Source organism: uncultured Altererythrobacter sp. (assembly GCF_913057185.1).
Classification (GTDB): Bacteria; Pseudomonadota; Alphaproteobacteria; order Sphingomonadales; family Sphingomonadaceae; genus Erythrobacter; species Erythrobacter rubellus.
On the sequence record NZ_CAJXNK010000001.1, the window covers coordinates 1,096,927 to 1,111,096 of the forward strand.

Genomic DNA, 14,170 nt, shown 5'->3' on the forward strand with positions numbered 1-14,170 from the left:
TCCTATGCAAAGCGTCTCTGGTGTAAAGTGCGTTAACCCAGTTCGGTAAGGTTAAGCGCTTCCAGAAGTGCATAACGTGCCGATCTGACACTGTTTTTCAGGGCTTCATTGCCCATATCGGCGGGATCGATCTTTTCCGGCCAATTCGCCGCGATCACCGACTCGATCAAATCGGCCTTGGCCTCGTTGATCAGAAAGCGCGGGTCGACCGTCGCTGGATCGCATACAACGCGCAGGCGCAAACACGCGGGTCCGCCGCCATTGGCCATTGATTGGCGTACGTCGACCGGGATCACCTCACGGATCGGACCGTTGCTGGCCATCATCTGCTCGCACCAGCGCCAGACGCTCGCGCTTTCGCGGCATTCCTCCGGCACGATCAGCGCCATCCCGCCGTCTGGCAGCGTCAGCAATTGCGCGTTGAAGAGGTAAGTCTTGATCGCATCTGCCAGGCTCACCGCGCTATCAGGCACTTCCACCACTTGTAGTGCGGGAAAGGCCGCGCGCATGGCGTCATAGGCGCCTTGACGATCTGCAAAGGCGAGTTCATGTGCGAAAACCACGGTTTCATTGGCGACCGCCACCACATCATTGTGGAATGCACCTCCCTCGATGGCTGCCGGGTTCTGTTCGATGAAAACGGCGCGCGTGGGATCTAGTCCATGCAAGCGCGCAACCGCGCGGCTGGCCTGTTCATGCTGGCGCGCCGGGAATTTGCCGCCTTGCTTGCCATACACGAACACTTCGACACCCGCTTCGCCATGTTTCTCGCACAAGCGCATATGGTTGGCAGCGCCTTCATCACCGAACGTCGGCGGCACGGCATCGTGCACTGTGAAATGGTCTGCATTGCCAAATGCAATGTCTAGCATAGCCTTGGTGTCCGGCCATTCCTGGCTGCGATGGAGCATTGTCACAAGGTTTGCCGGGGTGAGGTGGCATTTGCCATCAGCGGTGTCGGCAGCCGGACTGACGGTGGCCGCATTGGCGGTCCACATGCTGCTTGCGGACCACGCAGCAGCGAGCAGAGCGCGCTCGGCGGTCTCGTCAACAGCCAGCGAATGCAGCAGACTGTCATTGGGGCGCGGCAGGGGCAGCAGGAAACCCTGCACGCCAAGGCGGGCCAGATTGCCGCGCATTTTCTCCACGCCTTGCAGCGCCGCCGCGCGCGGATAGGACGGGTCGCCCTTGTGGCTCGCGCTGGCGATATTGCCTAGACTTAGTCCGGCATAATTGTGTGAAGGGCCAACAATCCCGTCAAAATTGATCTCGGTTACGCTCACCGCGCCACGCTCCAGACCTGATCACCAGCCTTGACGTCCAATACATCTGCGGCTTGTGCGTCGATAGAGATCGTGCCGTCTTCGTTTAGCGCCCGCGCGCCATAACAGGCACGGAAAGTGCTGAGCCTGCCGGTGGCCAGAATCGCGCGTTCGCCTTGCTCGAGGTTGATGCCTGCGATCTGTCGCTGCACGCTTTCCTTGACACTCTTGATGTCGTCAGTGCGGGCAATCATGCTTGGTCCGCCGTCAAAAATGTCGACGTAGTTTTCGTAGCGAAAGCCTTCATTCTCCAGCATCCGCATGGCGGCGCGTCCGGTGGGATGCGGCACGCCGATCACGCTGCGCGCGTCATCGTTCAGCATGGCAATATAGACCGGATGCTTGGGCATCAGATCGGCGATAAACTGATTGCCATTGATCGCATTGAAATAGTCTGCGTCCTGAAAGCTCATGCCGAAGAAGCGGCCTGCCACGCCATCCCAGAAGGGCGAGCCGCCGCGTTCATCAATAATCCCGCGCAGTTCCGCCAGCGTACGGTCGCCAAACCGGCTGCGATGCATTGCAATGAACAGATAGCGGCTGCGCGCGAGCAGCAGGCCTAGCCCACCGGCGCGCTCATTCGGATGCAGGAACAGCCCGCCGACTTCGCTAGAGCCTTCAAGGTCTGTTACCAAGCTCAGCAATTCAGCGCGAACCGTGCGGTCCAACTCCTGCGAATATTGAGTCAGGGTATTCAGGCGATAGGAATAGAACGGCCATTGTTGGCCCACTTGTGTCATCAATTGGCACGTGCCGCGGATTGCACCTGTTTGGGCGTTCTCCAATACCAGCACAAACTGTTCATCAGCGATTTCATCACCATCATTCGCGAAGGCTTCGCTCGCGCGTTCCAGTTTTGCGCCCAGTGCTGCCCGATCAGGCGGCAGGTTGGTGAACCCGCCCCCGGTCAGCTTTGCCATCTCGTAAAGCGGCTCCAGGTCGGCGGCGCGCGCGGCGCGCAGGCGGAAAGTCAATGCAGCTCTCCGTTCGCAATGCGAGTGATGACCAGAGCAGAGAGCGATGCACGCTCTGCCAAGCTTGGCACTATCAGAAATTCTTCCGGGCTGTGGATTGCCCCTCCGCGCACACCCATAGTATCGACCACTGGCACGCCGCAAGCCGCGATATTGTTGCCATCGCACACCCCGCCGGTGGATTGCCACTTGATGTCTTGGCCCAGCTCTGCGCCGCATGCCTTGACGAGATCGAACAGAGCTTGCGCGCGGTCATCAACCGGCTTGGGCGGTCTGGTGACGCCACCATGGCGATGGATGCCCACTTCGTGCTCTGCTTCGACCTGCCTCAGGACATCGGCCAGATTGTGGTCAAAGCCCTCCATCGCTTCGGTTGACTTTGGGCGAATATTGAAGCGCAGCACTGCGTGGTCCGGCACCACATTGTTCGCCGCGCCGCCTTCCAGTTTTGCAGGATTGATCGTGATATCATCGCGCTCCATTGCTTTAAGGCGCAGGATCAGGTCAGCTGCGGCGACGACAGCATTGCGGCCTTCATGCGGATTGCGGCCTGCATGCGCGCTTTTGCCGGTGAAAGTGATCGAATAATTGCCTGTGCCGCCACGCGCATGGGCCAGTGTGCCATCGGGCAATGCGGCTGGCTCATAGGTAAGCGCCGCGAGTTTACCTTGCGCCAATTCTGCGATAAGATCGCGTGACGCAAGCGAGCCGGTTTCCTCGTCTGAATTGATCAGCACATCATAACCCAGCGATCCGATCGCGCCGCTGGCCTCCGCCGCTATAAGGGCATGCAGCATGACGGCGATCCCGCCCTTCATGTCCGCCACGCCTGGCCCGTTCAAAGTATCATCATCAAGCCAGGTCTGATTCTGGAATGAATGATCGGCCGGAAAGACTGTGTCCATGTGGCCAGTGAGGAGAATGCGGCGATTGGCCTTAGCGCGCACGCGCAACACCAGATGTTTGCCATGTGGCTTTTCAAACTCGCGACCATTGGGATCGATGGCTGTGACCTGTGCAGGCTCAACCAGTTCGGCATCACCGGGCAGCGCTGAAAAGGCTTCCGCCAGAACGTTTGCCTGCTGCGCTAGCCCTTCCAGATTGGCAGTGCCGGTGTTGATCGCGCACCAGCTTTGCACCTGTTCCAGCATGGCAACTGAATCGATCCGCTCCATCAAAGCGGCGGCATTGGATGATGGATTTTCTTGCATTGCCCGCTGCTCTAGCCGTGCCGTAACGTTAGGCCAAGTCGTGTGTTGATTGCGCGTGAAAGTACGGTTGCAAAGGCGCAAGGCTTTGGCCATAGCGGCCCTCGCTCCTCCCCGGGTACAATTCAAATGACTGCCTGCCGCGCAAAGCGGTGGCTCTATCTGTACGAGGGCGTGAAGTGAGCGAATTTGTGAACCGTGCCGGGATTAGGATCGATCCCCGACTGGCGACTTTCCTGGAATCTGAAGTGCTGGCGCCGCTTGAGCGCGATGCCGGCGCGTTTTGGCAGGGGTTTGCGGATTTGCTGGGCGTATTTGCCCCGCGCAATGCAGCACTGCTTGCCAAGCGCGAAGAGCTGCAAGCCAAGATCGATGCATGGCATTCTGAACGCCGCGGCAAGCCACTTGATCAAGGCGAATATCAAACCTTGCTGCGCGAGATCGGATACCTCGTTCCGGAACCAGACGATTTCACTATTGGCAGCCAGAACGTTGATGCGGAGATCGCAACTATGGCCGGGCCGCAGCTGGTGGTTCCGATCCTCAATGCGCGCTTCTTGCTAAACGCTGCCAATGCGCGCTGGGGCAGCCTGTATGATGCATTCTATGGCACAGACGCGCTGGACGCACCTCCTGTGCAACCGGGGGGATATGATCAGGCCCGCGGCGACGCAGTGATTGCACGCGGTCGCGAATTTCTCGATTCCGCTTTGCCGCTCGTGGACCAGAGTTGGGCAGATCTGGCGGACGAGAACGACGGAAAATTGCAGGATGAAAGTCAATATGTCGGCAAGACAGAACGTGGCTTGCTGTTCCAGAACAATGGTTTGCACATCGAAGTTGTGTTCGATGCTGAACATCCGGTCGGCAAGACGGATAAAGCTGGCATTGCGGACATCATCATCGAAAGCGCGCTCACAGCAATTGCCGATTGCGAGGATTCTGTCGCGGCGGTCGATGCCGAGGACAAGCTGCTCGCCTACACCAATTGGCTGGGCGTGATCCGCGGCGATCTGCAGGAAAGCTTTGACAAGGGCGGCCGCACGCTGACCCGCCAACTGTCTGATGATAAGCCATACACTGACCGGGGCGGGAACAACCAGAGCCTCCCCGGGCGCAGCTTGTTGTTCGTGCGCAATGTCGGCCATCTTATGACCAATCCGGCGATCCGGTTGGCCACTGGCGGGGAAGTGCCCGAAGGCATTATGGATGCGGTCTTCACGAGTGCGATCAGCACACTGGATGTTGAAGGTCACGCGAAATACGGCAACTCGAAACACGGCAGCATCTACATTGTGAAGCCCAAGATGCACGGGCCGGAAGAATGCGCCTTCACCAATGACCTGTTCAATGCGGTCGAGGATCTGCTCGGCCTGCCGCGTCACACGATCAAGGTTGGCGTGATGGACGAAGAGCGCCGCACCAGCGCGAACCTCGGCGCCTGTATCCATGCAGTGAAAGACCGCGTGGTGTTCATCAACACCGGCTTCCTTGATCGCACAGGCGATGAAATCCACACCTCGATGCAAGCGGGCCCGATGATGCGCAAGGGGGAGATCAAGGGCTCCAAGTGGCTTGCCGCTTATGAGAAGCGCAATGTTGCGATCGGCCTCAAACATGGCCTTTCCGGGCGCGCGCAGATCGGCAAGGGCATGTGGCCTGCGCCTGATTTGATGAAACAGATGATGACGGAGAAGATCGGTCATCTGAAAGCAGGCGCGAACACCGCCTGGGTTCCATCGCCCACCGCCGCCACCCTGCATGCGCTGCACTATCACGCCTGTGATGTGTTTGCAGAGCAAGCGCATGTCACAGATGTTCCGCCGCTCGATGATTTGCTCACTATTCCGTTGGCCGAAGGCACCAACTGGTCTGAAGACGAGCTGCGCGAGGAACTGGATAACAATGCCCAAGGGTTACTGGGTTATGTCGTGCGCTGGGTGGATGCAGGGGTTGGCTGCTCGAAAGTGCCGGACATCAATGATGTTGGCCTGATGGAAGACCGCGCAACCTTGCGCATCAGCTCTCAGCATATGGCGAACTGGCTGTTGCACGGTGTGGTGACAAAGGATCAGGTGATGGACAGTCTGCGCCGTATGGCGGCCAAGGTCGACGCGCAGAACGCAGGCGATCCTTTTTACGAGCCGATGGTAGGCAATGAAGATGCCCCAGCGTTTCGCGCGGCCTGCGACCTCGTGTTCAAAGGCGTGGAGCAGCCGTCTGGCTATACCGAACCGCTCTTGCATCAGTGGCGGCTGGTCAAGAAGGCTAGCTGAGTTCGCGGGCAAGTTCGACGAATTCGTCGACACTCAATGTCTCCGCGCGGCGAGTTGGATCGATTCCGATTTTTTCCAAGGCTTCTAGCGCTCCGGGCACGGATTTGAGGCTTTGGCGAAGCATCTTGCGGCGTTGGCCAAAGGCGGCCTCGGTCAAACGTTCTAGCGTGCGGGAACTCACACCCTCTGGTGCGTTGACCGGCGTCACATGAACAATTGCGCTCATCACTTTGGGTGGCGGTGTGAAGGCGCTGCGGTGCACTTTCATAGCCAGTCTGGCCTGACTGCGCCATTGCGCCAGCACAGCAAGTCGCCCGTAAGCACCTCCGCCTTCCTTGGCGACAATCCGCTGCGCGACCTCTTGCTGGAACATCAGTGTAAGCGAAACCCATTGCTGCGGCCAAGTCTCTCCACCGAGCCACCTTACGAATAGCGCCGTACCCACATTATAGGGCAGGTTTGCCACCACGTGGAAAGGCTCTCCGCCCATCAATTGGCCATGGTCGATCTTCATCGCATCGCCTTCGATCACGGAAAGCTGATCGGGAAATGCGTCGCTGAGTTCGGCCAGCGCAGGCAAGCATCGGCTGTCCATCTCGATCGCGGTAACGCGCGCGCCAGCCTTCAGCAAGGCGCGGGTCAGCCCGCCAGGGCCGGGACCAATTTCCAGCACAGACTGGCCGTGCAGATCCCCCGGAATGGCGGCTATCCGGTCCAGCAATTGCGCATCGAACAGAAAATTCTGCCCCAGCACCTTGGACGCGCTGAGCCCGTGCCGGGCGATAACTTCACGAAGCGGAGGAAGCTCAGCCATGGGCGTAGCGCCGCGCAGCCATTTCGCCGGCCATGCGGATCGCGGCGATCATTGCACCCGGATCAGCGATGCCTTTGCCAGCGATGTCAAAAGCGGTTCCGTGATCGGGCGATGTGCGGATAATCGGCAGGCCCAGCGTGACGTTCACGCCTTCATCAAATTCCAACGCTTTCAAAGGGATCAGCGCTTGATCGTGATACATGCACAGCGCGGCATCATATCCCAACCGGGCACGCGGTGTGAACATCGCATCGGCGGAATGCGGCCCGGTTACATTGAGCCCTTCGCTCTGCAACTCAGCGATGGCTGGTGCGATCGTCTCAATCTCTTCGCGGCCAAATTTTCCGCCTTCACCAGCATGCGGGTTTAGCCCGGTGACGGCGATGCGGGGGTTTTCGATGCCAAAGTCGCGCTTCAATGCGGCGGCGACAATGCGGCCGCGTGTGGCGATCAGGTTGGTCGAGATCAGGCTCGGAACATCAGCCAGCGGGCAGTGGACTGTCAGCGGGACAGTACGCAGGCTTGGCCCGGCCAGCATCATCACAGAGGTATTCTCTGGCAATCCGCAAGCTGCCGCGAGAAACTCGGTCTGCCCTGGATGTTGGAAGCCCACTTCTTCGAGTAGCTTCTTGGCGATCGGAGCGGTCACAACAGCGCTTGCCATGCCGCCCACGGCCAGCTGCGTGGCTTGCTCCAGTGAAGTGAGCGCGAGCTTTGCGCCTGCGGTGCTGGGTGCGCCGGGGTGACAGGCGACATCCTTGTCACCAAGCACCGGCAGCGCGGTATCAAAGACGTTGCTAGCCTGTGAAAGCGAGCTGATCTGAGTGATCGGACAATCAACACCAAGCGTTTCTGCCGCAGCGCGCAATACTCCGCTACCGCCAACAACGGCGAATGGCTTCAACCCCATTTCTGACCGTTGGCGCCACGCATGCACGATGATTTCAGGCCCAATGCCCGATGGATCACCGAGTGATATCGCTAAAGGAAGGTGTTCGCCTGTGCTGCTCAATTGTAGTCGATGTACGCGTCATTGCGCAGATCGCGCAGGTAACGCTGTGCGCGTTTGTTAACCCGTTCATCTTCGAGCTGGTTCATCATATCATCAAAGCTTGGCCCGCCAACCACTTCAGGATCGTCACGACCGCACAGCATCAGAACCCGCACGCCTTCCTCGATAGACCCGAATGGAGGTGTGGGCTGACCAACTTGAAGATTAAGCACGATGTTCTGCAGCTGCTCCGGCAGCGAACGCGCCCGGATCTGGTCATTGGTTACAACACTTGCTCCCAGAGAACCTGCAACCGCATCCGCATCACCGCATCCGCGCATATTCTGAACACCGGTCGAGAATGCCTGGACTTGCTGTGCCGCCAATTCTTCGCTGATTCCCGGTTCGAAACTGATCGAGATTTGCTTCAGGCTCAGCACCGCATCGCGCGGATCAGCCATCAGCACCTGACGCTTGTCGACCAGATATACAATCCAGAAGCCGCCCGGAATTTCGACGGGGCCGACCAGTTGGCCCGGCTGCATTTCGTTTACGATCGCTTCGAGCTGGGTCGAGCGCAATTGTGCAAGGCGAAGCCAGCCAAGATCGCCGCCAGTGGCCGCTGTCGATGCCTGCGAGAACTGACGCGCGTAGCCTTGGAAACTACCGCCCTGGCGGAGTTGTTGCATGATCTGCTGACCATTTTCGAGCACTGCGTTGCCATTTTCAGGTGTTGCAGCAAGGAAGATCTCAGCAAGGCGAAATTCTTCGGTTCCGCGCGATTCTTCCATCCGCTTGAGAAGCTCGTTAACTTCCTCCTCGGACACGTTCACAAACGGTGCAATGTTGCGGCGAAGCAGGTTCGACCAAGCCAATTCGCCTTCGATCTGGCGTTTGAGCGAAGCTGGCGACGAACCAATCGAAATCAGATATTCGTCCATCGCGCCGGTTTCCTGGCCGAAGTTTTGTACCGCCAAGGTACTGTAGCGGTCGGTTACTTCCGCCTGTGTCACTTCGATCTCTTGCGATTGCGCTGCTTGAATCTGCAGCGTTTCATCGATCAGATTACGCAAGACCTGCATGCGCAGCCGCGCGAGTTCTTCCTCCGACAACTGATTGTTGGATGCGGAAAGCACCAAAGCAACACGTTGATCGATGTCCGTGCCGGTAATGACATGGCCATTCACAATCGCAGTTGCGGTTCGGACATTGGGGTTAGCTTCGCCGAGCAGCGAAATATCAGCTGGAATGCCCAATGGGTCATCCAAGGTTTGCGCAGATGCAGAGGCCGGCAAAAGCGCCAAGGCTGCAAGTGAAACAAGACAATTTTTCAAGATATTACGTGTCACTTAGTCAATCCATTTGCTGGCGAAATCTTCGCCCCGTCTATTCACGCCAATTGGCAAAAACTGGCTGAACCCGAGCTGAGCCTGATTGGGCCCCCTCTATTCATGCGGCAGATAACCGCTTTCAGCGCGCCTGCCAACGGTTGAAGCTGGGCTATCGCGACTTATCGCAAGCCAAGATTGCGCAATGCAAACGTCAGCTGAAATGTGTCGCCCCGTTCCGCGTCGCCCGCAGTCACATAATCGCGCCGCCAAGTGAAGCCGAATTCCAGGCATTCATCGCGGTAGGCGATGCCCAACCTTGTGCGGATCGGCTCGAAACCATCGCTTGAGAACGTGGGGTCTTCATTGCGGTCTGTCAGGTTGACGATGCCCGATCCAAAAATGGACCAATGCCGCGCGAACGCGACCCGGGCCGCGGCACGCAATTCTTCGCGGTCCTGCAAATCCTCAAAGTCCTCGATATCGCGGTTCAATCGCAGATACCCCACTTCGACATAGGTGCGTGAGTTACCCACAGTCGCGTCGAATTCATTGCGGCGCACCTGGAAATTGTCTTTGTCGATGCGGAAGCGGTGGGTCAGCTTGACTGTGTCTTTGAAGCGCAGCTCTGCACGCCCGACGAAGTCCGAGACGCGTTCCGACAATCCCGTACCATCGGGCAAAATCGCGCGCTGCGTGTCGAAGCGATAGGATTGACCGACTGTGGTTTTGACGCGCCAGCCGGGACGCTGCAATTCCCAATCGAGACCATAAGTTAAGCGCACGCCATCTTCGACGCGGTCATACCCCGGGAAACGGTTGAGCGCGAAGAGATTTGAGTCTTCCAGATCGATCGCTCGCGAATCCTCATTGGGAATTTCAAGATTACGAATAGCAGGGCTTGCGACCAGCTGAAGCCGGGGCTTGAATACTTGCGTGCCGCCAAAAGCTTCGCCGACGAATGGCCATTCGACGTCCACCGCACCCATCGCGATCGCGCGGCCTTCCCAGCCTTCATTGCCGCGATAGATTTCCGTGGTGGTGAAACCGTTCTCATCGCTGTGATAGACATCGCTTCGCGCAAGTGCGCTGAATGTCACAACCTGACCAAGTCCTGTGAGTCGACGCAGATCCCATCTCGCACCGGCGAACGCGCGCTGCGTGTCCTGGCCTTCGTCACGCACCAGGCTCAGAGTGTTGGCTTGAAGCTCAACTGTGCCGCCAAGCACCGGGTCGGCCATGCGATGACGGAAATCGATCGCGGGCAGTGCCATCGGCACCTGACCCTGGCGCGCATCCAATCGCAATGTCTGAGTGGCCCATCCCGCTATCGAGAAATAGGTCTGATCGTTCGTCCGCTCGATATTGAAAGTCGAACGCAGCCGGTCATCCCGGCTGATGTCATAGCGGCGCAGGAATGTGCGGTCGCTCGCGAGGCGGATTGATCCGGTCAGGCTCCACTCTGGATTGAACTGGAATCTTCCGTTCGCAAACAGATAACCCCGCAAATCGCGCTCTGTCGTCGGATTGCCGGTAAAGGTTGAGATACGCCGACTATGCGTTCCATATCCGCTGATCTGATAGGCACCCTTCTTGGTCAGCTGGCGCCATTCCGCTGACACAAGCGGGGTTGCCTGCGTGAAGAACCGCGTGCCGAGCGTCAGGTCCTTGTTGTCGGCAAGCCGCAGATAATATTCGCCGCTGACCTCCACGCCGTTCGATTCCGATATCCTTAGATCGGGAACCAGAAAACCGGAGATCGCGCTGCCGTCGGTTCGGAACGCCAAGCCCGGCATGGGCAGAATGCGTGCGCCGAACAATTCCAAAACGGCGCCGTCAAAGCTGACCGTGCTGTCTTCAGGATTGTAGATTATCCGCTTGGCGGTGATCCGCCAGCTGGGCGTTTTATCGCAACCTTCCAGAGTGGTGACTGCACATGCCGTATATGCAGCATCGTTCAAGATGACATCGCCATCAGCTGCACGCTGCCCGCCACGCGCAGCCAATCTTCCGCCCGCCCGAAGCGAAACGAGCAATTCGTTGATCGCGCCAGCTTCGAAACGTTCGGTCAGCTCGAGCGAATCCGTCAACAGCTGATTGCCGCTTTCATCGACCAGGCGCACATTGCCCGAGGCGTAGATTGTGCCGCTCTGACGGTCCCAGCGGATATTGTCGGCACGAACAGATTGGTCTTCGCTCGAAAGCAGCACATTGCCACTGGCAGTTATGACCTCGCCGTCATTCTCGTTGTCGTAATCGAGATTGTCCGCTTCAAATGCGATGATCCGACCGTCTGTAACCGGCGGCAATGCCTCTGGATCAAGCTCGGTGACTTGTTCTTCGAGCGGCTTCAGCGCGTCGGGAGCGATGCCCGCTTCATCCTGCGCGAGCGCCGGCTGTACGCCCATGAACAAAGCCAGCGCGGCGGGCACCGCACTAAGCGACAATTTGAGACGTGAGTGGGCAGGCAGGCAATGCTGCAAAGGCAGGGACATGGCTTGCCTATCGCACCGCTCGCGCCTAATCGCAATCGCGATTGGCCATACCGTTCCACAACGGTGTTTAACTGGCCGCAGACTAACATGCATTCAATCGTTCTGGAGCCTTCATGCAGATCAAATTCTCAGACACTTCACCCTCTAATCCCGGCCTTATTGCTTATGTCGTCAATCAAGGCAGCATGCCGGCGGCAGTTGAACCTGTGCTGTCTAACGGAGCGAAAGCGGCGCGTTTCAAGGGGCGCGGCGGCCAGTTTTTCGAAGGCTTCGTTGAACGTTGCGATCACACGGTTCGCGTGGCAATCGCGGGGGCAGGGGATACAGGCGCAGACGCGACCAAACGCGAAGAGGCGTTGGAAAAAGCAGGTGCAGCTCTGGCGGCCAAATATCTGACCTCGGGTGAGAACGAGATTGTGCTGGACCTGAGCGAAGCGGGCCTGAACGCAGCGGAAACCGCATCTGTCTTGCTTGGCTTGCGTCTGCGCAGCTGGCGGCATGATGCGTATCGCACGAAGCTGAAGGATGAGCAGAAAGTCTCCCTGAATAGCGCGATTGTGGTGGGTGCAAGTGAAGGCACCGAAGCTGCTTGGGATGTAGCAGCGGCCGTGGCCGAGGGTGTCGAATTCACTCGAGACTTGATCGCAGAACCTGCCAACAAGCTATATCCGGTCAGCTTCGTGGAGATGTGCCAGAAGCGTTTTGAAGGCACAGGCGCTGAGCTGACAGTGCTTGACGAAGACCAGATGGCAGAGCTCGGCATGGGCGCACTGCTCGGAGTAGGGCAGGGCAGCACTCAGCCTTCACGTATGCTTGCGATCAAATGGAATGGCGGCAAGGACGGCGATGCGCCGATCGCATTTGTCGGCAAAGGCGTAACATTCGACACTGGCGGCATTTCGTTGAAGCCGCCTGTCGGCATGTGGGATATGAAATGGGACATGGGCGGATCTGGGGCAGTGGCGGGCGCGATGCTCGCTCTGGTAAAGCGCAAAGCCAAAGCCAACATCGTCGGCGTGGTCGGGCTGGTCGAGAATATGCCGGATGGCAATGCGCAGCGCCCCGGGGACATTGTGACCTCGATGAGCGGACAGACGATCGAAGTGCTCAATACCGACGCTGAAGGGCGGCTTGTGTTGTGCGACGCGCTGACTTGGACGCAGCGCACCTTCAAGCCTTCGCGGATTGTCGACCTGGCGACCCTTACTGGCGCGATGATCATCGCACTGGGCAAGGAATATGGGGGTATGTTTGCCAACGATGATGATCTGGCCGATGAACTGGCTACGGCGGGCAAGCAGGTTGGTGACAAATTGTGGCGCCTCCCGCTGGGCCCAGAATATGACAAGCTGATCAATTCGCCGATCTGCGACATGAAGAATATCGGCCCGCGCGAAGGCGGATCGATCACGGCGGCGCAATTCCTGCAGCGTTTCATCGAAAACGACACGCCTTGGGCGCACTTGGACATCGCCGGCATGGTTTTCTCTGACAAGGCGGGCCGCACGTGGGACAAGGGGGCAACCGGTTATGGCACGCGCTTGCTTGATGCGTTTATTCGCAACACGGCTGAGGGGTAAGCCAGCTTCTGATGGCCCGTATGCGCAAAAAGTCCGAGCTGCCCAGCAAGACTTGTGCGCATTGCGGGCTACCGTTCACCTGGCGCAAGAAGTGGGAACGTGACTGGGACAATGTGCTCTATTGTTCGGAGCGTTGCCGCAGGAGCAAGGGATCGACGGGATGAGCGCGAGAGTTGATTTCTACCAGCTCAGCCGTGACCCGGTAGAACAGGTCGCGGTCATGTTGGCCCGCAAGGTCTTGCAAGCGGGCAAGCGGCTGCTGATTGTCAGTGACAATCCCGGTCAGCGCGCAGCGATCGGCAAGGAATTGTGGCGCGGCGGGGGCGCAGAAGAATTCCTCGCCAATGGTCAGGCCGATGCAGCTCATGCAAACAATCAGCCAATCTTGCTATCGGACAGCATGGATGCGGCGAATGGCGCTAGCATGGTGATGTTCGTTGATGGGAAATGGCGCTCTGAAGCCCTGAAATTTGAGCGCGCGCTGCTGCTTTTTGATTCCGAAGCAACGGAGGCTGCACGCGGGTTGTGGCGAGAACTGGACGACGCCGAAAATGTTGAGCGCGAGATCCACAAGCAGGATGAGAACGGGCGTTGGCAGGCAGGGGCCGGAGCAGGGCGCTAGGCTCGCTAGGGCTTGCAGTTGACGCAACTCGGCGCTAGTGGCGCGCGCAATCAAAATTACCCCCAAATATTCGCAAGGAACACATGCCATGGCGGTTACCCGCACATTCTCGATCATCAAGCCGGACGCGACCAAGCGTAACCTGACCGGTGCGATCACAAAAATGCTCGAAGACGCGGGCCTGCGCGTTGTCGCATCGAAGCGCATTCACATGACCCGCGAGCAGGCCGAAGGCTTTTACGCGGTTCATAGCGAGCGTCCTTTCTTCGGTGAGCTGGTTGATTTCATGATGAGTGAGCCGGTTGTTGTTCAGGTCCTCGAAGGTGAAGACGCTGTGAAACGCAATCGCGACATCATGGGTGCGACTAATCCTGCTGAAGCCGCTGAAGGCACCATCCGCAAGGAACACGCACTGTCGATCGGCGAAAACTCGGTCCACGGTTCGGACAGCGAAGAGAATGCGAAGATCGAAATCGACTTCTTCTTCAAACCCGAAGAAATCGTCGGTTAAGCGCGCTTACAAGGCGTATTTGAAAAGGCCTCGCAGCAGAAATGCTGCG

Annotated in this window: 12 protein-coding genes; 5 read left to right on the plus strand and 7 right to left on the minus strand. The window is 58.3% G+C overall.

The genetic code is table 11. The annotated features are described in order from the left end of the window. Positions 1-32: 32 nt before the first annotated feature. Genes QZ487_RS05480 through QZ487_RS05490 form a run of 3 tightly spaced genes read right to left on the minus strand, consistent with a single transcriptional unit; the run spans position 33 to position 3,507 of the window. A complete protein-coding gene (locus tag QZ487_RS05480; protein WP_296023694.1) occupies positions 33-1,283 on the minus strand; it encodes an N-succinylarginine dihydrolase in 1,251 nt (416 codons plus the stop codon). Then, complete coding sequence (locus tag QZ487_RS05485; RefSeq protein WP_296023696.1) at positions 1,280-2,296, minus strand: arginine N-succinyltransferase; 1,017 nt, start codon at positions 2,294-2,296, stop codon at positions 1,280-1,282. Before QZ487_RS05485 ends, QZ487_RS05480 begins: the two co-directional genes overlap by 4 nt. Further along, positions 2,293-3,507, minus strand: a complete 1,215-nt coding sequence (locus tag QZ487_RS05490) for a hydrolase (RefSeq protein WP_296023697.1) — start codon at positions 3,505-3,507, stop codon at positions 2,293-2,295. Before QZ487_RS05490 ends, QZ487_RS05485 begins: the two co-directional genes overlap by 4 nt. A 176-nt stretch (positions 3,508-3,683) precedes the next feature. On the opposite strand from QZ487_RS05490, the gene QZ487_RS05495 reads away from it, so the two are divergent. Then, on the plus strand, positions 3,684-5,780 hold the full coding sequence (locus QZ487_RS05495) for a malate synthase G (protein WP_296023699.1): 2,097 nt from the start codon (positions 3,684-3,686) through the stop codon (positions 5,778-5,780). On the opposite strand, the gene rsmA is transcribed toward QZ487_RS05495, so the two are convergent. The 4 genes from rsmA to QZ487_RS05515 form a co-directional block, all read right to left on the minus strand. Beyond that, positions 5,773-6,594, minus strand: a complete 822-nt coding sequence (rsmA, locus tag QZ487_RS05500; RefSeq protein WP_296023700.1) for a 16S rRNA (adenine(1518)-N(6)/adenine(1519)-N(6))-dimethyltransferase RsmA — start codon at positions 6,592-6,594, stop codon at positions 5,773-5,775. The genes QZ487_RS05495 and rsmA overlap by 8 nt on opposite strands. Continuing rightward, positions 6,587-7,606 (minus strand): 4-hydroxythreonine-4-phosphate dehydrogenase PdxA, encoded by a 1,020-nt coding sequence (gene pdxA, locus QZ487_RS05505; protein ID WP_296023701.1) that lies wholly within the window; start codon positions 7,604-7,606, stop codon positions 6,587-6,589. The genes rsmA and pdxA overlap by 8 nt, the downstream gene beginning before the upstream one ends. Next, entirely contained in the window at positions 7,603-8,889 is a 1,287-nt protein-coding gene (locus QZ487_RS05510) for a peptidylprolyl isomerase (RefSeq protein WP_296023703.1), read from the minus strand. Before QZ487_RS05510 ends, pdxA begins: the two co-directional genes overlap by 4 nt. A 206-nt stretch (positions 8,890-9,095) precedes the next feature. After that, the gene (locus tag QZ487_RS05515) at positions 9,096-11,408 is read right to left on the minus strand and encodes an LPS assembly protein LptD (RefSeq protein WP_296023705.1); all 2,313 of its coding nucleotides are present in this window, start codon (positions 11,406-11,408) and stop codon (positions 9,096-9,098) included. 113 nt (positions 11,409-11,521) lie between these two features. Between QZ487_RS05515 and QZ487_RS05520 the strand changes: the two genes are divergently transcribed. The 4 genes from QZ487_RS05520 to ndk all read left to right on the plus strand — a co-directional run bounded on the left by QZ487_RS05520 (position 11,522) and on the right by ndk (position 14,121). After that, complete coding sequence (locus tag QZ487_RS05520; protein WP_296023706.1) at positions 11,522-12,988, plus strand: leucyl aminopeptidase; 1,467 nt, start codon at positions 11,522-11,524, stop codon at positions 12,986-12,988. An 11-nt stretch (positions 12,989-12,999) separates the two neighbouring features. Further along, a complete protein-coding gene (locus tag QZ487_RS05525; protein ID WP_285976759.1) occupies positions 13,000-13,152 on the plus strand; it encodes a DUF2256 domain-containing protein in 153 nt (50 codons plus the stop codon). Continuing rightward, entirely contained in the window at positions 13,149-13,610 is a 462-nt protein-coding gene (locus tag QZ487_RS05530) for a DNA polymerase III subunit chi (protein ID WP_285976760.1), read from the plus strand. The genes QZ487_RS05525 and QZ487_RS05530 overlap by 4 nt, the downstream gene beginning before the upstream one ends. An 88-nt stretch (positions 13,611-13,698) precedes the next feature. After that, on the plus strand, positions 13,699-14,121 hold the full coding sequence (gene ndk, locus QZ487_RS05535) for a nucleoside-diphosphate kinase (RefSeq protein WP_285976761.1): 423 nt from the start codon (positions 13,699-13,701) through the stop codon (positions 14,119-14,121). Positions 14,122-14,170: the final 49 nt, after the last annotated feature.

Coding starts and splice junctions, on each gene's coding strand:
- QZ487_RS05525 (WP_285976759.1), top strand. CDS start 13,000: ATGGCCCGTATGCGCAAAAAGTCCGAGCTGCCCAGCAAGACTTGTGCG.
- rsmA (WP_296023700.1), bottom strand. CDS start 6,594: ATGGCTGAGCTTCCTCCGCTTCGTGAAGTTATCGCCCGGCACGGGCTC.
- QZ487_RS05530 (WP_285976760.1), top strand. CDS start 13,149: ATGAGCGCGAGAGTTGATTTCTACCAGCTCAGCCGTGACCCGGTAGAA.
- QZ487_RS05490 (WP_296023697.1), bottom strand. CDS start 3,507: ATGCAAGAAAATCCATCATCCAATGCCGCCGCTTTGATGGAGCGGATC.
- QZ487_RS05515 (WP_296023705.1), bottom strand. CDS start 11,408: ATGTCCCTGCCTTTGCAGCATTGCCTGCCTGCCCACTCACGTCTCAAA.
- ndk (WP_285976761.1), top strand. CDS start 13,699: ATGGCGGTTACCCGCACATTCTCGATCATCAAGCCGGACGCGACCAAG.
- QZ487_RS05520 (WP_296023706.1), top strand. CDS start 11,522: ATGCAGATCAAATTCTCAGACACTTCACCCTCTAATCCCGGCCTTATT.